Origin of the sequence: Burkholderia sp. Bp9142 (assembly GCF_003853415.1) — a bacterium.
In the GTDB taxonomy this organism is placed as follows: domain Bacteria; phylum Pseudomonadota; class Gammaproteobacteria; order Burkholderiales; family Burkholderiaceae; genus Burkholderia.
Map to the genome: position 1 here is coordinate 160,274 of NZ_QTPP01000002.1, position 20,127 is coordinate 180,400.

The 20,127-nt window shown below is 67.8% G+C and carries 18 protein-coding genes; 5 read left to right on the forward strand and 13 right to left on the reverse strand.

Translation table 11 applies throughout. The annotated features are described in order from the left end of the window. Nucleotides 1-48: 48 nt before the first annotated feature. Entirely contained in the window at nucleotides 49-1,020 is a 972-nt protein-coding gene (locus DIE22_RS03465; protein ID WP_409364631.1) for an Nramp family divalent metal transporter, read from the forward strand. A gap of 76 nt (nucleotides 1,021-1,096) precedes the next feature. On the opposite strand, the gene DIE22_RS03470 is transcribed toward DIE22_RS03465, so the two are convergent. The 4 genes from DIE22_RS03470 to DIE22_RS03490 form a co-directional block, all read right to left on the reverse strand. After that, on the reverse strand, nucleotides 1,097-2,686 hold the full coding sequence (locus DIE22_RS03470) for an ABC transporter substrate-binding protein (RefSeq protein WP_124497785.1): 1,590 nt from the start codon (nucleotides 2,684-2,686) through the stop codon (nucleotides 1,097-1,099). 137 nt (nucleotides 2,687-2,823) lie between these two features. Next, the gene (locus DIE22_RS03475; RefSeq protein ID WP_124497913.1) at nucleotides 2,824-3,156 is read right to left on the reverse strand and encodes a sugar ABC transporter ATPase; all 333 of its coding nucleotides are present in this window, start codon (nucleotides 3,154-3,156) and stop codon (nucleotides 2,824-2,826) included. Between the two features lie 325 nt (nucleotides 3,157-3,481). Next, entirely contained in the window at nucleotides 3,482-4,402 is a 921-nt protein-coding gene (locus DIE22_RS03485) for a bestrophin family protein (RefSeq protein ID WP_124497784.1), read from the reverse strand. 12 nt (nucleotides 4,403-4,414) lie between these two features. Further along, nucleotides 4,415-6,739, reverse strand: coding sequence for an FdhF/YdeP family oxidoreductase (locus tag DIE22_RS03490; RefSeq protein ID WP_124497783.1), 2,325 nt, complete (start codon nucleotides 6,737-6,739; stop codon nucleotides 4,415-4,417). Nucleotides 6,740-6,894: 155 nt separating this feature from the next. Between DIE22_RS03490 and DIE22_RS03500 the strand changes: the two genes are divergently transcribed. Beyond that, entirely contained in the window at nucleotides 6,895-8,316 is a 1,422-nt protein-coding gene (locus DIE22_RS03500) for a PLP-dependent aminotransferase family protein (protein WP_124497781.1), read from the forward strand. A 67-nt stretch (nucleotides 8,317-8,383) separates the two neighbouring features. Here DIE22_RS03500 and DIE22_RS03505 read toward each other — a convergent pair whose 3' ends face one another. Continuing rightward, entirely contained in the window at nucleotides 8,384-9,625 is a 1,242-nt protein-coding gene (locus tag DIE22_RS03505; RefSeq protein ID WP_124604532.1) for a mechanosensitive ion channel family protein, read from the reverse strand. A 43-nt stretch (nucleotides 9,626-9,668) separates the two neighbouring features. Here DIE22_RS03505 and DIE22_RS38630 point away from each other — a divergent pair, with 43 nt between their 5' ends. Continuing rightward, a complete protein-coding gene (locus tag DIE22_RS38630; protein WP_260426602.1) occupies nucleotides 9,669-10,328 on the forward strand; it encodes a hypothetical protein in 660 nt (219 codons plus the stop codon). A 31-nt stretch (nucleotides 10,329-10,359) separates the two neighbouring features. On the opposite strand, the gene DIE22_RS03515 is transcribed toward DIE22_RS38630, so the two are convergent. The 6 genes from DIE22_RS03515 to DIE22_RS03540 all read right to left on the reverse strand — a co-directional run bounded on the left by DIE22_RS03515 (nucleotide 10,360) and on the right by DIE22_RS03540 (nucleotide 14,862). After that, nucleotides 10,360-11,790 (reverse strand): DHA2 family efflux MFS transporter permease subunit, encoded by a 1,431-nt coding sequence (locus DIE22_RS03515; RefSeq protein WP_124604533.1) that lies wholly within the window; start codon nucleotides 11,788-11,790, stop codon nucleotides 10,360-10,362. Nucleotides 11,791-11,810: 20 nt separating this feature from the next. After that, entirely contained in the window at nucleotides 11,811-12,374 is a 564-nt protein-coding gene (locus DIE22_RS03520) for an isochorismatase family protein (RefSeq protein WP_124604534.1), read from the reverse strand. A 70-nt stretch (nucleotides 12,375-12,444) separates the two neighbouring features. Further along, entirely contained in the window at nucleotides 12,445-12,900 is a 456-nt protein-coding gene (locus DIE22_RS03525; RefSeq protein WP_124496414.1) for a MarR family winged helix-turn-helix transcriptional regulator, read from the reverse strand. A 165-nt stretch (nucleotides 12,901-13,065) separates the two neighbouring features. After that, the gene (locus DIE22_RS03530; protein WP_124604535.1) at nucleotides 13,066-13,302 is read right to left on the reverse strand and encodes a hypothetical protein; all 237 of its coding nucleotides are present in this window, start codon (nucleotides 13,300-13,302) and stop codon (nucleotides 13,066-13,068) included. Between the two features lie 46 nt (nucleotides 13,303-13,348). Beyond that, complete coding sequence (locus DIE22_RS03535) at nucleotides 13,349-14,428, reverse strand: serine hydrolase (protein WP_124604536.1); 1,080 nt, start codon at nucleotides 14,426-14,428, stop codon at nucleotides 13,349-13,351. A gap of 197 nt (nucleotides 14,429-14,625) precedes the next feature. Further along, nucleotides 14,626-14,862, reverse strand: coding sequence for a hypothetical protein (locus DIE22_RS03540; protein WP_260426603.1), 237 nt, complete (start codon nucleotides 14,860-14,862; stop codon nucleotides 14,626-14,628). 93 nt (nucleotides 14,863-14,955) lie between these two features. Here DIE22_RS03540 and DIE22_RS03545 point away from each other — a divergent pair, with 93 nt between their 5' ends. Beyond that, nucleotides 14,956-15,831: a LysR family transcriptional regulator gene (locus tag DIE22_RS03545; RefSeq protein WP_124604538.1), complete on the forward strand. Its 876-nt coding sequence runs from the start codon at nucleotides 14,956-14,958 to the stop codon at nucleotides 15,829-15,831. Nucleotides 15,832-15,902: 71 nt separating this feature from the next. Next, complete coding sequence (locus tag DIE22_RS03550; protein ID WP_124496404.1) at nucleotides 15,903-16,187, forward strand: transcriptional regulator; 285 nt, start codon at nucleotides 15,903-15,905, stop codon at nucleotides 16,185-16,187. A 72-nt stretch (nucleotides 16,188-16,259) separates the two neighbouring features. Here DIE22_RS03550 and DIE22_RS03555 read toward each other — a convergent pair whose 3' ends face one another. Together DIE22_RS03555 and mgtA are read right to left on the reverse strand one after the other, a co-directional pair. Beyond that, nucleotides 16,260-17,003: a transporter gene (locus DIE22_RS03555; RefSeq protein ID WP_124604539.1), complete on the reverse strand. Its 744-nt coding sequence runs from the start codon at nucleotides 17,001-17,003 to the stop codon at nucleotides 16,260-16,262. A 66-nt stretch (nucleotides 17,004-17,069) separates the two neighbouring features. Further along, complete coding sequence (gene mgtA, locus DIE22_RS03560) at nucleotides 17,070-19,841, reverse strand: magnesium-translocating P-type ATPase (RefSeq protein WP_124604540.1); 2,772 nt, start codon at nucleotides 19,839-19,841, stop codon at nucleotides 17,070-17,072. Nucleotides 19,842-20,127 lie beyond the last annotated feature (286 nt).

Here is a 20,127-nt window from a genome sequence, read left to right on the forward strand (position 1 = left end):
TCATCCATCTGACAAAGCCAAAATCATTCGCGCCAGCAGATAAAAACTATGGCTTGGCGGAAGGTGATAGGGTCGAACTGGCATGCCCAACGACAGCGGAGCGATGTACGGCAGCGGCAAATTATTCGTGGCAGACATATTTTTTGGTTATCTCTGACAGGAATAATTTGCGTTTATGCCTGTGCGCTCGCGACCAGCGCGATCCTCGCGCTCGAGAAGCGCGGCTTCCGGCCGCTGGAAGCCGCGATCGCGGCGCTGGTCGGCGTGATCGGTGCGTGCTATCTCGGCGAGCTGCTGATCGCGCCGCAGGACTGGCACGCGGCTGCGTTCCATCTGATCGTCCCGCAGATTCCCGATCATGCGGCGCTGACGATCGCCGTGGGAATCATCGGCGCGACGATCATGCCGCATACGCTGTATCTGCATTCGGGCCTCACGCAGGATCGCATCGCGCCGCGCGACGACACGGAGCGGCGCCGGCTCATGCGGTTCTCGAACCGCGAGGTCGTCGTCGCGCTTGGCCTGGCGGGGTTCGTGAATCTCGCGATGGTGATGATGGCGTCGTCGGCGTTCCATGCGAGCGCGCCCGGCATGACCGACATCGGCGACGCGTATCACACGCTGATCCCGGTGCTCGGGCCGGCGGCCGGCGTGCTGTTTCTCGTCGCGCTGCTGACCTCGGGCGTGTCGAGTTCGGTGGTCGGCACGATGGCCGGGCAACTCGTGATGCAGGGCTTCATCCGGCGCCGCCTGCCGGTCTGGGTGCGGCGCGCGGTGACGATCGCGCCCGCGTTCGCGGTGGTCGCGCTCGGCTGCGACGTCACACGCGCGATGATCGCGAGCCAGGTCGTGCTGAGTTTCGTGCTGCCGATGCCGATGATCGCGCTGCTGATGCTGTCGGCGCGCGGGGACGTGATGGGGCACTACGCGATGCGCATGCCGCTGCGGATCGTCGCGGGCGCGGCGACGGTCTTGATCGTCGGGCTGAACGCGTATCTGGTGTGGGCGGCGCTCAGCTGAACGGCGGCCGGAGGGCATGCGGGACGACGACGCCCGCGCGGCAGCCCGGATCGGCCGCGCGGGCGGTGTCGCAAACCTACTTTTTCAACGTCCGGTAGGAAACGAGATCGTTGATCGGCCCGATCTCCGGCCCGGTCGTGCCGGGGCGCGTCGCGACCTGCACGACCTTCTCGAACATGATGATGAACGGCGAATTCGCGAGCACGGACTTCTGCAGCGACTCGTAGCGCTGCGCGCGCTTCGCGGGCGACGGCTCGACGAGCGCGGCCTCGGTGTCCTTCGTCAGCTGCGGAATGTCCCAGCTGTTGCGCCACGCGAGCATCTTCGTCTTCGACTGGTCGGAATTGTCAGGATTCCATGCGAACCCGCGCGCGTTGCTGTTCGGGTCCATGTAGTCGGGCGACCATTCGCCGATGAAGATGTCGTGCTGGCGCGCGCGGTATTTGCCGATCGCCTGCTTCGCATCGCCCGGGATCAGCTTCACGCGGATGCCGCCCTGCGCGAAGTTCGCCTGCAGCGCCTGCGCGATCTCGATGTACGGATAGTCGTTCGGCATGTCCATCGTCACGTCGAAGCCGTTCGGCAGGCCGGCCTTCGCGAGCAGCGCCTTCGCCTTCGCGACGTTCTGCTTGTACGGGTTCGAATTCAGCGTGCCGAGGAAGCCTTCGGGCAGGAAGGTCTCGTGCACCTTGTAGGTGGTGCTGACGATGTTGTGCTGGATGCCGTCGTAGTCGACGAGCCACTTCATCGCCTGCTGCACGTCGGGTTTCGCGAGGTTCGGGTTCCTGGTGTTCAGGCTCAGGTACAGCAGCGCGGACACGGGCCACGACGCGACCTTGATCTTGCCGGCCTTGGTCAGCGCGGCGAGGCTGTCGGGACTCAGGTTGCGCGCGGCGTCGGCGTCGCCGTTTTCCAGCAGCAGCCGCTGCGCGGATGCCTCGGGCACGTGGCGCAGCACGACGCGTTTCATCGGGTACGGCGTGCGGTACTTGTCGAAACGCTGCAGCACGATGCTTTCGTTCGGCGTCCACTTGACGAGCTGGTACGGGCCCGAGCCCGCGTCGTTGGTTTTCAGCCAGCCGCTGCCGAAATCGTTGCCCTGCTGGTGCGACATCAGCAGCTTCTTGTCCAGGACCGACGCCGGGCATGCGCTCAGCACGTTGAGCACGAAGCTCGGTGCGTACTTGCGGTCGGTTTCGAGCACGAAGGTCTGCGGGTCGACCGCGCGCACCTTCTGCATCACGTTCGCCTTCGTGAGGCCGAGATCGGCGAGCACGCCGGCCGGGCCCTTGTCGAGCAGGGTGGTGCGCTGCAGCGACCACGCGACGTCGTCGGCGGTGACCGGGTTGCCGGAATGGAAGGCGAGGCCCGGGCGCAGCTTGAACGTGTAGGTGATGCCGTCGGCGCCGACCGACCACGATTGCGCGATCTGCCCGTCGAAGCGCGTCGGGTCCTTCAGGTCGACCCGCACGAGCCGTTCGTAGGTGTTTGCGACGTACTCGGACGGCACGAGCTCGTAGATTTCGCTCGGATCGAGGGTCGTGAATTCGCCGAGCTGGGTGGCGACGACGAAAATGCCGGGCGGCGTCGCGGCCTGCGCCGGCAGCGCCGGAACGAGGGCGACGAGCGTGGCGCTGACGAACAACCGGGACAGCAGATGCTTCATGCGGGCTCCATGAGAAAGGAATCGTGGTGCGATTCTCTCATCGACCGCGGCCCGGATGAAAATATTCGAAGGGCGCGCATGACGGCGCCCGCGGTGCGGCTTGCGGGCAGGGCGGGGGCGCCCGGCGGCGGCGGCGCTCAGATCACGCAGCGCGCGATCGCGAAGCGCATCGCTTCCTCGGCCGGCTCGCTGCCCGAGCCGCGCACGACCTTGACGACCGAACCGTGGCCCGACGGCGTGAGCGTGACGAAGTACGAGCGCGACCCGACGGTGATGTCGGTCACGCCATTGTGCTGCGACTGCTCGGTGCCGGACAGGCGGCTGTCGAGGCAGTTGGCGATCGCGTGGGCCGGGCGCGCCGACGACACGTAGATCATCGGCGCCGAGCCGGACGCGGCCGAGTCGGTCGAGGGTGCGGAACCGCAGGCGGCGAGCAGGGCGGCGGGAAGGAGCAGCAGGAATCGTTTCATGATCGGAATCGTCGTGTGTCTCGTGTCGAGGCTGGGGCGCGGGGTACGCGAAACGCGGAGCTTCGCGACGAAACCGCCGGAACCGTGCCGATTTTGGCGGTCGATGCGGGTGGCGGATGACGTCGGAGTATACCCGCGGCACTTGACGCGTACGGCCTGCTGAAACGATTCGATACAACAACAGGCGCCCGCTGGCGCACGAGCGCGACGGCTTGGTGACCAGGATCGGCGGAATGATCGCAATGAAGATGATCGCCGACACGAGAAAATGTCGTTCAGTCCCATCACGGCCGCCTGCGAATCGACCGACGCGTTGGAGTCGGACTCAGGTGAGCCGATACGCCGGGCCGGGCTTCACGTCATCCGGCAGCGGCTCGCGGTTCAGTTCGAGCAGCGTGCGCTCGATCGTCCGCGTCATCGCATCGAGTGCGAGGTGGTTCGGCCCGTCGCCGAACGGCTCGGCGATCGCATGGGCAATTGCGTCGAGCGCGATCAGCGTATAGGCGACGAACACGGTGACGAACGGCGTCGCCGCGCCGATCGAGTCGACGAGGCCGAACGGCAGCAGCACGCAGTACGCGTAGATGGTCCGGTGCAGCAGCACGTCGTACGAGAACGGGATCGGCGTCGATGCGATGCGTTCGCAGCCGCTCACCATCGACACGAGTTTGTCGAGGCGCGCGTCGAGCATCCACAGTCGCGTATCGGCGAGGCGGCCCGCGTCGGCGCGTGCGGCGAATGCTTCGCGCAGTTCATGGACGATCGCGATCGGTGCAAACCGGGCGGCGACGATGCGCGCATGGGTAGCGCCGTCGAGCAGCGCGCGCAGGTCCGCCGCCGGATCGGTGCCGCGCAGTTGGTGCTTCAGCGCATGGACGAACGCGACGACCTTGCGCACGAACGCCCGCCGCGCAGCGTGGTCGTCGTCGATCGCGCCGTAGCAGAGCGTCTGCGACACCAGCGTGCGCGTGGCGGTCAGCACGCCGCCCCACAGCTGCCGGCCCTCGCGGTAGCGTTCGTAGCTCGCGTTGTTGCGAAACCCCGCGAAGATCGCGAGCGTGAGGCCGATCAGCGTGAACGGCGTCGGGTTCAGCGGCACCTTCTCGCCGAGCACGCGGCCGCCGCCCCACACCGCGACGAGGCTGATCGCGAGCGTCAGCACGAGTTGCGGCAGGATGGTCGGCAGCACCGACCCGTTCCAGACGAGCAGCATCCGCAGCCAGTGCTCGCGCGGCCGAACGATCATCGCCGCGCTCCGTCAGGCGACAGACGCCGCCGGCGCGGCCGCGCGATGCAGCAGGACCGGCACCGACTTCGACGTCGGTGTGTTGCACACGTCGCCGACGCTGTCGAGCGGCACCAGCGGGTTCGTTTCCGGGTAGTACGCGCCGATGCAGCCGCGCGGGATGTCGTATTCGACGAGCAGGAAGCCGTCCGCGCGCCGCGCGATGCCGTCGTGCCACACGGTTTCCAGGTCGACCCGGTCGCCGGCCTGCAGGCCGAGCATCGCGAGGTCGTCGCGGTTGACGAACACCACGCGGCGCTGGCCGAACACGCCGCGATAGCGGTCGTCGAGCCCGTAGACGGTCGTGTTGTACTGGTCGTGCGAGCGCGTCGTCATCAGCGTCATCAGGCGCTCGCCGTGCAGCGCGCGGGCGCGCTGGATCGGCGTGTCGGTCGGCAGCGCGTGCGCGATGAAGTTTGCCTTGCCCGTCGGCGTCAGCCATTCGCGGTCGCGCGACGCGACACGCAGGTGGAAGCCGCCGGGCCGCGCGATGCGCGCGTTGTAGTCGTGGAAGCCGTCGACGGTCGCTTCGATCGCATCGCGGATCGTCGCGTAGTCGTCCTTGTACGCGAGCCAGTCGATCTCGCCGCTGCCGAACAGCGCGTGGCCCATGTGCGCGACGATCGCCGGCTCCGACATCAGGTTCGAGGAAGCCGGCTGGTTCATCCCGTACGACACGTGGACCATGCTCATCGAGTCCTCGACCGTCACGCCTTGCGGCACGTTGTCCTGCAGGTCGATCTCGGTGCGGCCGAGCGTCGGCAGGATCAGCGCATCGCGGCCGTGGATCAGGTGGCTGCGGTTCAGCTTCGTCGTGATGTGCACGGAAAGATCGCAGCGGCGCATGCCTTCCCACGTGCGCGGCGTGTCGGGCGTCGCCATCGCGAAGTTGCCGCCGAGACCGATCAGCACCTTCACGTGGCCTTCGCGCATCCCTTCGATCGTCTCGACGACGTCGTAGCCGTGGTGGCGCGGCGGCTCGAAGCCGAACACGTGGCCGAGCCGGTCGAGGAACGCCTGCGACGGCTTTTCCTCGATGCCCACGGTGCGGTTGCCCTGCACGTTCGAGTGGCCGCGCACCGGGCACAGGCCCGCGCCGGGCCGGCCGATGTTGCCGCGCATCAGCATCAGGTTCGTCAGCATCTGCACGGTCGCGACCGAATGCTTGTGCTGCGTGATGCCCATCCCCCACGTCGCGATCACATGCTCGCTGCGCGCATAGCGCTGCGCGAGGCCGTCGATCTGCTCGTACGGCACGCCGCTTTCGGCCGTCAGCGCCGACCAGCTCTCGTTGCGCAGGTCGTCGGCGAATGCGTCGAAGCCGGTCGTGTGCTCGCCGATGAACGCGGTGTCGAGCACGCGCGGCGCACCGGCGGCGCGCGCGGCATCGTCGAGTTCGAGCACGCGCTTCGCCATCCCCTTGATCAGCGCGAAATCGCCGCCGATCGTCGGCTGGACGAACGTCGATGCGATCTTCGTGCCCGACATCGTCAGCATCTCGAGCGGGCTTTGCGGATCGGCGAAGCGCTCGAGCCCGCGTTCCTTCAGCGGGTTGATCGACACGATCGTCGCGCCACGCTTCGCGCATTCGCGCAGCTCGCCCATCATTCGCGGATGGTTGGTGGCCGGGTTCTGGCCGAAGATCAGCAGCATGTCCGCATGCTCGAAATCGTCGAGCGTGACGGTGCCCTTGCCGACGCCGACCGACACAGGCAGCCCGCGGCTCGTCGCCTCGTGGCACATGTTCGAGCAGTCGGGGAAGTTGTTCGTGCCGTACCGCCGCACCAGCAGCTGGTAGAGGAACGCCGCCTCGTTGCTCGCGCGGCCGGACGTGTAGAACGCGGCCTGGTTCGGGTCCGGCAGTGCACGCAGGTGGCGCGCGATCAGTTCGAACGCGTCGTCCCAGGCGATCGGCACGTAGCGGTCGGTCCGCGCGTCGTACACCATCGGATCGGTCAGGCGGCCGTGCTGTTCGAGCGCGAAATCCGACTGTTCGAGCAGCTCGGTGACCGTATGCGCGGCGAAGAATTCGGGCGTCACGCGCTTGCTCGTCGCTTCGGCGGCCACGGCCTTCACGCCGTTCTCGCAGAATTCGAACGTCGATGCGTGCTGGCGGTCGGGCCACGCGCAGCCCGGGCAGTCGAAGCCGTCCGGCTGGTTCTGGCGCAGCAGCGTGCGGTAGTTGCCGCCGGTGACCTTTTCCTTGATCAGGTTGATCGCGACGGCTTTCAGCGCGCCCCAGCCGGCGGCCGGGTGGTGATACGGTTCGATGCGCGCGGTGGCGGATTTCTTTTTCATGGTGCAGCGGGTGTCGGGGTCGATGCGTGCAGAGTACGCGGCGCGCTCGCCCGGCTGTATGTACACCTGGTCACTTCAAAAAAGAGTACAGTTGCGGCCATCCAGGCAGTGCGGATCGCAACTGTGTTGTTGAAGGGAAGTTGAAAGGGAGGCGCGTGAAGCGTTACGAACAACTGGCCGACGATCTGCAGGCGCAGATCGAGCGTGGCGTGTACCGGCCCGGCGAGCGGATTCCGTCGGTGCGGCAGGCGAGCCGGCAGCAGCAGCTCAGCGTCACGACCGTGCTGCGCGCGTATCTCGTGCTGGAGAGCCGCGGCCTGATCGAGAGCCGGCCGCAATCGGGCTACTTCGTGCGGGCGCGCGCGTCGGCGCCGGCCGAGGCCGAGCTGCACGTGTCGGCGCCGGCCGCCGAGCCGTCGGCCGTGGACGTGAGCCGGCTCGTGCTGTCGACGCTGCGCTCGATCGCGCGCGACGACGCGGTGCCGCTCGGCTCGCCGTATCCCGATGCGTCGCAGTTCCCGGTGCAGCGCCTCGCGCGCTACGCGCAGGCGATCGGCCGCCGCCGCACGCGCTGGGGCGTGATCGACGATCTGCCGCCCGGCAACCAGGAGTTGATCCGCCAGATCGCGCGCCGCTATGCGGAGCGCGGGATCGCGGTCGAGCCGGGCGAGATCGTGATGACGATCGGCGCGACCGAGGCGATCAACCTGTGCCTGCAGGCCGTCGCGCGGCCGGGCGACACGATCGCCGTCGAGTCGCCGACGTTCTACGCGATGCTGCACGCGATCGAGCGGATGGGCATGCGTGCGCTGGAGGTGGCGACGCATCCGGGCGACGGCATCGATCTCGACGCGCTCGAACGGATCCTCGGGCGCGAGCGTATCGCCGCGTGCATGGTGATGCCGAATTTCCAGAATCCGCTCGGCTTCCAGATGCCCGATGCGCGCAAGCGCGCGCTCGTCGAGCTGCTCGCGAAGCACGGCGTGCCCGCGATCGAGAACGACGTCTATCACGAACTGCATTTCGGCGACGCGACGCCGAGCGCGCTGAAGTCGTACGACCGCGACGGGCTCGTGCTGCATTGCGCGTCGTTCACGAAGAGCCTGTCGCCGCGCTACCGGATCGGCTGGGCGATGCCGGGCCGCTACCGCGACCAGGTCGAGAAGCTGAAATTCCTGAACACGCTCGCGACGCCCGCGATCGAGCAGCTCGCGATCGCCGAATACCTGAAGCACGACGGCTACGATTTTCACCTGCGGCGGATGCGCAAGCAGTACGCGCAGCAGGCGAGCCTGATGAGCGCGATGGTGCGGCGTTTCTTCCCGGAAGGCACGCGGCTGTCGCAGCCGCAGGGCGGGTACGTGCTGTGGGTCGAGCTGCCGTCGCGGGTCGATGCGATGAAGCTGTATGCGCTCGCGCTCGCGCAAGGGATCACGGTCGGGCCCGGCCACATGTTCTCGGCGAGCGCCGATTACCGGCATTTCATCCGGCTCAACTACAGCTATCCGTGGTCGCGGCAGATCGAGGACGCGTTGAAGGTGCTGGGGCGGCTCGCGTCCGAGTGCGCGGGGCGGTGAGCGGCGCCGCGCGCGCCGCGATACGCGGCTGCGGGCGGCGGCCCGTCGCAGGCCGCCGCGGGTAGCATTACCGCGCGTGCGGCGCCTGCAGCTCGGCTTGCGCCGTGCCGGCCATCCGCCGCATGTCGAAGCCCGACGGGTGCTGGTACACGCGCAGCCCGAATTCAGGCAGCACCGCGATCAGGTGATCGAACAGGTCGGCCTGGATCGTCTCGTAGTCGACCCAGGACGTCGTGTCGGTGAAGCAGTACAGTTCGAGCGGAATGCCTTCGGCGGTCAGCGGCAGCTGGCGCGCCATGCACGTCATGTCGCGGCGGATGCGCGGATGGCCCTTCAGGTAGTTCGCGACGTACGCGCGGAACGTGCCGAGATTCGTCAACTGGCGGCGGTTCGCCGGGCATTCGCCGGCCGCGCCGAGCGTGCCGTTCCATTGCGCGATCGCGTCGACCTTGTCTTCCAGGTAGTCCTTCAGCAGCGTCAGGCGTTCGAGCCGTTCGATCTCGTCGTTGCCGAGAAAGCGCACGCTCGTCGCGTCGACGAACAGCGCGCGCTTGATGCGGCGCCCGCCGGCTTCGGTCATCCCGCGCCAGTTCTGGTAGCTCTCGGTGATCAGCTTCCACGTCGGCACCGTGATGATCGTGTGATCGAAGTTCGCGACCTTGACCGTGTTCAGCGTGATGTCGATGACGGTGCCGTCCGCGCCGGCCGACGGCATCGTGATCCAGTCGCCGATCCGCAGCATGTCGTTCGACGACAGCTGCACGCCGGCGACGAGGCCGAGCAGCGTGTCCTTGAAGATCAGCATCAGCACCGCCGACATCGCGCCGATGCCCGACAGCAGTAGCCCGATCTGCTTGCCGGTCGCGTCGCCGATCACGACCAGCGCGGCCGTGATGAACATCACCAGCTTGACGAGCTGCATCGCGCCTTTCAGCGACAGGCGCGGCTGGTCGCGATGGCTCGTGCGATGCGTGTGTTCGAGCGCGGACAGCGTCGCGCTGATCGTCATCGACAACAGGAATACGGTCAGCGCGAACAGCACCTTGTCGGCGGCTTGCGCGGCCACGGCCGGGATGCCGGGCACCGCGGCGAGCCCGAGCTTGATCACGACGAACGGGACGATGCGGTTCAGCCACCTGAATGCGCCGAACTCGAACAGCGCGTCGTCGATGCGGGTGGCCGACAGCCGCGCGAGGCGCGCGACCACGCGAAACAGCAGGAAATGGACGGCGGCCGTGATCGCGCCGGCGGCGGCGAGCAGGATGAGGAGGCCGACGAGCGGCGCAAACCAGGATTCGTTCAGGGTCATAAGGGCAGGCAGGGTCCTTCTCGTGCGTTGAATCTGCGCCGCGATGCGGCGCGCGCCCGGTGAAGGGCACATGAAAGGGACCGTGATTGTGCCATCGGGTTCCGGCCGGATGCCGCGAATGCGTGACGCACGGCTCCCGAACATCCTCACCGTTGCGTGGACATTCCTCGTGTTCATGCCGCGCAACACACTGTGCACTTGCCACGCAATGCCCGCTCGGGGCACGATGCACGAACGGCTTTGCGCATCCCGTTTCCCCGTCATTCACGTCATCCACGCATTTCACGCATTTACGCATGCAAGATTCCAACGAAAGCCTGCCGTCACGTGTACCGCTGCTGAAGGGCGTTCTGCCGATTCGCCGGGCCGCGGCGATCCGCGACGCGTTCGCCGGCATCTCGCTTGCGTCGATGGATATCCCTCAGGTGCTCGGCTATGCGCGCATAGCCGGCATGCCGGCCGTGACGAGCTCGTCGATGCGTCGCCGGTTCCGCTGTGCTGGTTCGTCGTCGATGCGGGCGCGATCACCGATCTCGATTACTCGGCCGCGCGCACGATCACCGATCTCGTCCAGGCGCTGCACGCGCGCCGGATCGGCGTGCTGTTCGCGCGCGTGCTGCGCACGGAGCGGCAGTGGCGTTGCGTGAATGCCGGGTTGGGCGTCCTGCTCGCGGCGTCGATCGTGCCGATGTGGTTGCGATAGCGACGCTGCGCGCGCGGCGCAGGCGCGCCATTCAGCGCGAACCGACCCGCGCGGCTCCTGTCGGCCGTTCGCCCGCGCTGCTGGACCATCGCGGCAGCCGCAGCGTCGTCACGACGCTCGCCGCATGCAGCGCGCAAAGCAGGCCGAACGCCCATGCATACGCGGCCCCGTGCGAGCCGCTCGTCGTTGCCGATTCGACCTGCAGCCGCCACGCGAGAAACAGCGTGCACGTCGTGGTGAACGTCGGGCCGCCGAGACGCGCGACGATATTGAGCGACGTCGTCGCCATCGGCAGGTTGCGCCGCTCGACCGACGCATACGCGGCGGAAATCGACGGGGCGCCGATCGCGCTCTGGCCCATCCCGCGCAGAAACAGTGCGGGCACCAGCACGCAGGGATCGAAGCCGGCCAGCGCGAGATACACGAACGGCAGCGTCGCGACGAACGCGAGCATCGCGCCGGCGGCGGCCAGCCGGCGCACGCCGAACCGGCTCGTCAGCGCACCCATCGACGGAAAGGTGACGAGCATGCCGAGCCCGAGCGGCGCCAGCAGCCAGCCCATCTCGCCGGGCGAGCGGCCGCACGCTTCGATCAGGAACACGGGAATCAGCATCTGGCCCGCGTAGATCGCGCCGTTCGACAGGAACTGGGTGGCGGCGGCCGCGCCGAACACGCGCGAGCGAAACAGCGCGAGGTCGATCAGCGCATGCTCGCCCTGGCGCCGCGCGACGCGCAGGAACGCAGCGAGCAGCAGCACGGAAACCGCGATCGCGGCAATACCCGGCACGGCGTTGATCCGCTCCGCGCCGTACAGGAACAGCACGAGCGCGGGTGACAGCAGCGCGAGGCCGACCCAGTCGAGCTCGCGCCGCTGCGTTTCCTCGCGGTCGCCGGGCAGGAACCACGCGGCCAGCGCGAGCGCCAGCGCGCCGACCGGCAGGTTCACGAGAAAGAGCCAGCGCCACGACGCGTGCTGCAGGATCGCGCCGGCGACGACCGGGCCCAGGATCGGCGCGATCAGCACGGGCACCGCCGCATAGCCGATCACGCGCGCCATCTGCTGGCCGGCCACGCGTGCGATCATCATCTGCGCCATCGGCGCGAGCAGCCCGCCGCTGACGCCTTGCAGCACGCGGAACGCGATCAGCGACGGCGCGGACCACGCAAACCCGCACAGCGCCGACGTCAGCGTGAACCCGGACAGACTCCACAGGTACAGCGCCTTCGCGCCGATGCGGTCGACCAGCCAGCCGTTCAGCGGCAACACCAGCGTGAGCGCGAGCAGGTAGCCGCTCGTCACCCACTGGATCGTCGACAGGCTCGCGTGCAGGTCGGTCGCGAGGCTCGACAGCGACACGTTGACGATCGTCGCGTCGAGCTGCGACAGCAGCGAGCCGAGCGTCGCGACCGCGCAGACTTTCCAGATCGACGGATCGAGCCGGCCGGCCGCAGGGCCAGGCATCCGCCGAGCGCACTTGTCGCTCACGCGCCGCACCGGTCGAGCAGCGCGAGGATCTCTTGCGTCGAACCCGTCTCGCCGAGACGCGGGAACAGCCGTTCGACGCTGTTCGTGTGCGCGTCCGCGTCGAGGTCGGTCATCGCGTCTACCGCGAGCGTCACGTTGTAGCCGAGTTCGTGCGCCTGCCGGGCCGTCGATTCGACGCCGATGCTGGTCGCGATGCCGGTCAGCACGATCTGCGTGACACCGGCCGCTTTCAGGTAGGCGTCGAGATCGGTGCCGGTGAACGCGCCCCAGGTTTGCTTCGTCACGGCGTGGTCGCCCGGCTGGCGGTTCAGTTCGGGCACGAGGTCGGCCCAGTCGGCGGGAAGGGCATCCAGGCGCGCTTGCTTGTGCGTACGGCCCGGCGCGCCGCCGTCGACATTGACGAGTACGACCGGCAGGCCGCGGCCGCGGAATGCGTCGAGCAGTGCGCGCGTGCGCTCGACCACCGGAGCGACCGGGTGGGAAGTGGGCAGTGCGACGATGCCTTTTTGCAGGTCAATGACGACGAGCGCCGTGCGGGTGTCGAGACGGGTTGGGCTCATGGTGTCGATGCTCCGTGAATTGGGCAAAGGGAAGCGTGCGCGTGGATGCCGCATCGCACGCCGGCGGAGGTCATTGCTCTCCGATGCGCCGGATCAGCGGAATCGCGGCAGCGAGCGTGCGGATGTCTTCGGGGTCGAGCTGCCCGATCGCGGCGCCGAGCCACTTGTGCTTTGCGGTGTTGCGCTTGCGCTGTGCTTCCAGGCCGGCCGCGGTCAGCAGGAACAGGATCTGGCGGCCGTCGGTCGGGTGCGGCTCACGTTCGACGAGCCCGTCTTCCTCGAGGCTCGCGAGAATCGCCTTCATCGACTGCGGCTTCATCGCCTCCGCGCGGGCGAGATCGGCGGTCGTCATCGGGCCCTGTCGTTCGAGCCGCGCGAGCGCGCTCATCTGCGACATGCCGAGCCCTTCGGACTCGATCTCGGAGCGCAGCCGGCGGATCAGTTGACCGACCGCGAGGGTCAGATCGGCGGCGACGGTGTCGGCGGAAACGCCGGATGTGCGGGGTGGTGTCATGCGGAGGATCATAGAATATGACAGCTAAGCTTGCAAGTTTAACTGTCTAGTTGGGCGGTGATGTGCGACGTGCGACTCGTCGGTTAGTCGGTTCGTCGGTGCGATCGGGTGAGCGGAACAGCTGCCGGTGGCGCGCAACCGCCGGCTTGCGAGATGCCGGCGGTGTGCGGCGGGGCGCTACGCGCGGCGCGGCGACGGAACCCGCACGACGTCGTTGTACGTCGGCGATGCATCCTCGTGCAGCAGGTCGCCGAGATATTGCGCGAGTTCGTCCGCGGCGAGCGCGGGCGGAATCTGCAGGTTGGCCGGCCGCCGCTTGCCTTCGGTGCCGAGATCGAACACCGCCCAGCGGCCGTTCGTACGCACGACGGCGAGCGGGCGTCCGAACGCGTTGAAACGGTATTCGTCCTGCATGGCTTCGCTCCTTCGTCGATGAGCGCGCCGGCCGCGCGCGTCGGGTTTACTGGATCGAGCAGGCCAGCCAGCGATGGATCTTCAGCGCGTCGCTCGACACGCCGGCGCGCGTCGGTGCGCCGAGCAGCACGACCGTTTCGCGGCGGCCGTTCACGCGCATGCGCATCACGACGCCGTGCCCCGATTCGTTGATGAAGCCGGTTTTCTGCAGCCGGATCGGCAGGCGGCCATGGCGGACGAGCGGATCGGAGTTCACATACAGCAGTTCGCCGTCACCGGCCTGCACGGTGGTCGACGTGTCCGTCGAGAAATAGCGGATCAGCGGATCCTGCGCGGCCGCGCCGACGAGCCGCGCGAGATCCTCGGCGGTCGACACGTTGTGCGGCGACAGCCCGGTCGGTTCGCGGAAATGCGTATGACGCATCCCGAGCCGGCGCGCTTCGCGGTTCATCGCCTTCACGAACGCGGCGCGCCCGCCCGGATAGTCGCGGCTCAGCGCGGCGGCCGCGCGATTCTCCGACGACATCAGCGCGATATGGAACATCTGGCGGCGCGACAGTTCGGCGCCGATCGGCAGCCGCGAACCGGTGAACTTGATCGTATCGCGATCACGTGAGGTGACGCGCAGCACGCCGTTCAGCGGCCGGTCCGCGTCGCGCGCGACGACGGCGGTCATCAGCTTCGAGATCGACGCGATCGGCCGCACGGTGCGTGCGTTGCGCGCCAGCAGCGGCGTGCCGGAGTCGACGTCGAGCACGTAGGCCGCGCGTGAGTGCAGCGAGCGCACCGCGCGCGGGCTGTAGCCGCAGCTCGCGAGCAGGCGCGGCTCCGCGGCGGGGCGCGGGCGAACCGCGTCCGTGCGTTTCGCGCGCCGGTGCTGCGGCGCGGGTGCCGCGCGATGCCTGACCGCATGATGCTTGACGCGCGGGCGGCGGTGCTTGACGGCCTTGTTCTTGCGGTGGGCGGGCTTCTTCTTGACGACGTTCGCATGCGCTTGCGGCGACGCGGTGCGATGCGGCTGCGCGCGCTGCGCGGACGCGTTCGTTGCGAACGCGAGTGTCAGGAACGAGAGGGCGATGATCAGGGTGGTCCGGGCGCGAGGCAGGCGCGCGATGAGGCCGGTCAAGCGAAAGTCTCCTTTTCACGCGCGTTGCGGCGGCGCGAAACGCGTGGGCGGTCAGCGGGTGCGGGAAATTATAAGGTCGATCGCGTGGCGATGACGATCGATGTGTGCGCAATGGTGCGTGATGCGGGCGGATTCCTGCTGTTTTTTTGCGGATCGTCGAAGGTGCGCATTCGACGGAATGCGCTTGAGACGAAGGCTCAGCGCGGCCAGTTCCGCCGCGACACGACCGCGAAGCTGAGTGCGATCGAACCCGTGACGGCGCGCGGCGGCGCGTCGTCCAGCGCATCGCCGAAGCGGAAGCGGCGGCTGCGTCCGTCGACGCGCGCGGCACGACGTTCGGGCACCGGCGCGTCGGACTCGGCACCGCTTTCGCCGGCGACCACCGTGTCGCACGACATATCGGTCAGGCACTCGGCCGCATGATCAAAGGGCATGACAGTGAATTCCGGGAGGGGCATGTCCGTATTGAACGTCATGCCGTTCGATCAGTAAAATGAATGTTTCGATCGATATGATTCCTTTAAAGAATGGAATTGAAACTGCTGCGAACCTTCCTGACGGTCACCGAGCTCAGCCATTTCAGCCGCGCGGCCGACGTGCTGCACATGAGCCAGCCGGCGCTGAGCAAGCAGATCGGTGCGCTCGAGGCGAGCCTCGGCGGCAAGCTGTTCGAGCGCGGGCGCCACGGTGCGGAGCTGACGCCGTTCGGCGAACGCTTCCTGCCCGACGCACAGGCGCTCGTGCGCGATGCGGACGAGATCCTCGCGCGTGCGCGGGAGGCGACCAGCGGACAACGCGGGCATCTGCGGCTAGGCATCTGCCTGTCCGTGCTGACGCTCGTGCCGAAACTCGTCGCGGAGTTCCGGCGCCGCAATCCGGGTATCGCGGTCACGCTGAGCGACCTGTCGTCGTCCGAACAGACACGCCGGCTGCGCGCCGGCAAGCTCGACGCCGGTTTCCTGCGTTTGCCGTCCGATGAAGGGCTGTCGTCGTTCAAGGTGATCGACGAGGGGCTCGCGCTCGCGGTGCCGCCGCATCTCGGCTTCAAGCGCGTGCCGGCCGATCTCGACGTGCTCAACGAGATCGGCTTCATCGCGCTGCAGCGCGCACGCGGCCCCGGGCTCGCCGCACAGATCGACCGGTGGTGTGTCGAGCGGCGCTTCGTGCCGCAGGTCACGCAGCAGGCGGAGGACGTGCAATCGGTGCTCACGTCGGTCGCGGCCGGGGTTGGCGTCGCGTTCATTCCGTCGCGCGCGCAGTACCTGCTGCGCGACGCGACCGTCCTGCCGCTCGACGGCAGGGACGCGAAATGGCGCGTCGGGCTCGCGTGGCTGTCCGGCCGCGACGATCCCGTGACCACGCGTTTCGTGTCGTTCATGCGCGCGGCGCTCAAGGGCGCATGACGCGGCGTATAGTGTCCGCGATTGCAGCCTTCCCGAATCCCGGCCCGGCGCTGGCTCACGAACCCGAAACGATGACTTCCGAACCCGACGACTCTCCGCTCGATCCCGCGCTCGTTGCGACGCTCGCGACGCTGCACGAAGCCGCGACCGATCCGTCCGGCAAGGCATGGTCGCTGCCGAAGATCGCGAAGCGCACGCAATTGCCGATGAGCACGCTGCGCCGCGTGCTGACCCAGCTCGACGCCGCCGGCCTGAGCGCGACGACGCTGAACGAAGACGGCACCGGCAGCGCCGCATTGACCGAAGAGGGACGCGCCGTGTGCGCGCAACTGTTCGGCGCGCGCGACGCCCGATGAAACAACGGGCCGCCCGAAGGCGACCCGTCGCAAGGCGGTTCGACATGCGGCGTCGGCCGCATCATCACGGCATCACCATCGCGCCGTCACCCCGCCCATGACGGAGTGACGGTAGGTCTGGTCGTTCAGCCCGCGCCGGTAGCCGATGTCGAGATCGAGCCAGCGCTTCGGCGAGTAGATCGCGCCCGCGATCACGAACGCCGGATTCGCGCCGGCCGTGCTTTCGGTGTTGCGCGACATGCCGATGTCGGCCACGAGCTGTACCTTGTCGGTCGCCTTGTAGAGCGCTGCGGCCGACACGGCCCAGACCGAACGCAGGTCGCCCTGGCGGTTCGGCTGGTAGGCGAGGCCCGCATTCGCGAGCAGCGAGAAGCGCGCGACGTCGGCTTGCGCGAGCAGCGTCGCGCCGGTGCCGACGCGGCCCGTGCCGAGCCCGTGATCGTCGTTGCCGGTCGGCAGCGTCACCTTCGGTTTCAGCGCGAGCGACAGCGGCCCGCGTTCGACGAAGCGCCATTTCATGCCGATCTCGACATCGCCGATGCCCGCGCCGTTGTCGTCGGTCCGCGTTTGCAGATGCGTATAAGGCGCGTTCACGTAGAGATCGACGTGTTCGCCGAACCCGCGCGTGAGCGTCGCGTTCCACAACTGATGGCGGCCGTTTTCGTCCTGTTTCGAGGTTTCCTCGCCGTTGAACTCGACCTGCCAGTTCGCATTGCCCTGCGTACCCGTGTCGTCGCTGACGAGCGGATGGGCTGCGTACGCATCCAGCGGCGCGAGGAGGGCGCTCGCGGCCGCGAGCGGAAGCATTCTTTTCATGAAGTCACCCATGATGCGTCGTGGGCGGCCTGCCCGCGCGGGCCGGCCGCCACCGTTCGGAAGCAATCAGAACCACTGCTTGTAGCGACGCACATAGATCGTCTTGACGATCTGCGCGAGCAGGATGTAGCCGACCATCGTCGCCGCGAGCCACAGCCAGTAGGTGCCCGGCAGGTGCATGAAGCCGAGCGAATCGGCGAACGGCGAGAACGGCAGCCAGCAGCCGATCGCGATCGCGGTGAACGTCGACAGCAGCACCGGCAGCGCGGCCGTGCTCTGCAGGAACGGGATCTTCTGCGTGCGCAGCAGGTGCACGACGAGCGTCTGCGACACGAGGCTCTCGATGAACCAGCCCGAGTTCATCACGATCTGGCCGCCCGAGCCGCCGTGCAGGTGATACATCGCACCCGCGCCGAACACGGTCCACATCAGCACGTAAGTCGTGATGTCGAACACCGACGAGGTCGGCCCGACCCACAGCATGAAGCGGCTGATGTTGCCGGCTTCCCACTTGCGCGGCTTCTTCAGGAACTCGGGATCCATCCGGTCCCACGGCAGCAGCATCTGCGACGTGTCGTAGATCAGGTTCAGCACGAGCAGCTGGGTCGCGAGCATCGGCTCCCACGGCAGGAACGCGCTGGCGACGAGCACCGAGAACACGTTGCCGAAGTTCGAGCTGGCGGTCATGTTCAGGTACTTCAGGATGTTGCCGAACGTCTCGCGGCCCTTGATCACGCCTTCCTCGAGCACCATCAGGCTCTTTTCGAGCAGGATGATGTCGGCGGTTTCCTTCGCGATGTCGGCGCCGCTGTCGACCGAAATGCCGACGTCGGCGTCGCGCAGCGCGGGGGCGTCGTTGATGCCGTCGCCGAGGAAGCCGACCGTGTGGCCGTTCGCCTGCAGCGCCTTCACGATGCGCGCTTTCTGCAGCGGCGTGAGCTTCGCGAACACCGTCGTGCGTTCGACGACCTGCGCGAGCGTCGCGTCGTCGAGCGCCTCGATTTCGGCGCCGAGCATCGGCTTGCCCGGTTCGAGGCCGACCTGGCGGCAGACCTTCATCGTGACGGTCGGGTTGTCGCCCGTCAGCACCTTCACCGCCACGCCATTCTCGCGCAGCGCGGCGAGCGCCGGCGCGGCCGACTCCTTCGGCGGATCGAGGAAGGTCAGGAAGCCGCGCACGACGAGGTCGCGCTCGTCGGCGGTGCGGTACTGTTCGCGTTCGTCGCCGCGCGGGATCATGCGCGTCGCGAGCACCAGCACGCGGAAGCCGTCCTCGTTGTACGCGTTTGCCTGTTCGAGCAGCCGCTTGCGCGCGACGAAGTCGAGCGGGTGCACGCCGTCCTCGTCCTGCACGTGGGTCGACACCGCGAGCATTTCCTCGACCGCGCCCTTGCAGATCAGCAGGTGCGTGCCGTGCGTGTCCTCGACGACGACCGACAGGCGGCGACGCACGAAATCGAACGGCAGTTCGTCGATCTTCTTGTAGCCCTGCGGCTTCACACGGTCGCCGATCTCGTCGGCGCGCGCGACGACGGCGATATCGATCAGGTTCTTCTGGCCGCTCTGATGAAAGCTGTTCAGCCAGCCGAGCCGCAGGATGTCCTCGTTCTTGTGGCCGGACAGGTCGAGATGGTGTTCGAGGATGATCTTGTCCTGCGTGAGCGTGCCGGTCTTGTCGGTGCACAGCACGTCCATCGCGCCGAAGTTCTGCACGGAGTTCAGCCGCTTCACGACGACCTTGCGGCGCGCCATCGCGATCGCGCCGCGCGCGAGGTTCGCGCTGACGATCATCGGCAGCATCTCGGGCGTGAGGCCGACGGCCACCGCGAGCGCGAACGTGAGCGCGCTGAGCCAGTCGCCCTTGGTCAGGCCGTTGATCATGAACACGATCGGCACCATCACGAACATGAACTTGATCAGCAGCCAGCTCACGCTCGCGACGCCGCGATCGAAGCTCGTCTCGATGCGCTTGTGGCTCACGACGTTGCGCGCGAGCGAACCGAAGTAGGTGTCCTCGCCGGTCGCGACGACGACGGCCGTCGCGGTGCCGCTGACCACGTTGGTGCCCATGAAGCACACGTTCTCGAGATCGAGCAGCGACGTCGATGCGCCGTTCGCCGCGCCGGTTTTCCCCGCCATGCCCGTGTCAGCCGACTTGCCGGCGACCGCGCCGAGCGTGTCGTACTTCTCGACCGGCAGCGCTTCGCCGGTCAGCACGGCCTGGCTGATGAACAGGTCGCGCGACGCGAGCAGGCGCACGTCGGCGGGGATCATGTCGCCGGCCGACAGGTGCACGATGTCGCCGACCACCACTTCGCGCATCGGCACCTCGCGGCGCGCCGGCTCGGACGTGTCGGTCACCGCGCGCTGCACGGTCGCCGTCGTGCGAACCATCGCCTTGAGCTTCTCGGCCGCACGCAGCGAACGGAATTCCTGCACGAAGCGCAGCAGCGCGCTGATCGTGACCATCGTCAGCAGGATCGTCATGCCGACGTAGTCGCGATCGTCGGGCGCCGCGAAGTAGACGTCGGTGCAGAAGCTGATCGCGGCCAGCACCAGCAGCACGTAGACGAACGGATTGTGGAACGCGTGCAGCAGCTGTCGCGTCCAGTGCGGCGGCTTGTCGTGCGCGATTTCGTTCGGACCGTTGTGCTGCAGACGATCGGCGGCCTGGTCGTAGGTGAGGCCGCGCGTGCCGGTGCGCAGCGACTTGAAGGTTTCTTCGAGCGGGCGGGCTGCTTCCTGCGCGGCGCGCATGATGGGCGGCTCGTTCTGCTGTCCGGGGCCGGCGTTGATGAAGCCGCGCTGTTTCTTTTGCGAGGTATTGCGTTGTGTCATGTGTCGCTCCTTGCGCACGAGGCGGCGGGCGGGGAGCGACGGTGACGTTATCGACGCACGAGCGCTCTCCGCCGCGTCGCGTCAGGCGCGATCGGCTGTGGATCGGTGAAGAGGGGAACGCTCGCCGGCGCGCGCAGTGCGGTCGGAGGGGCGATGCGCAGCGTCGCACCGGCGAGCGGTAATCGACTACTGTCGTCTGGGTTCATCTGCACTCCTGTCGGTTGCGGGTAGCGGGCACGGGCGATCGGCAACCGCGCACGCACGAAGGTGCGCGGCCGGATGGCAC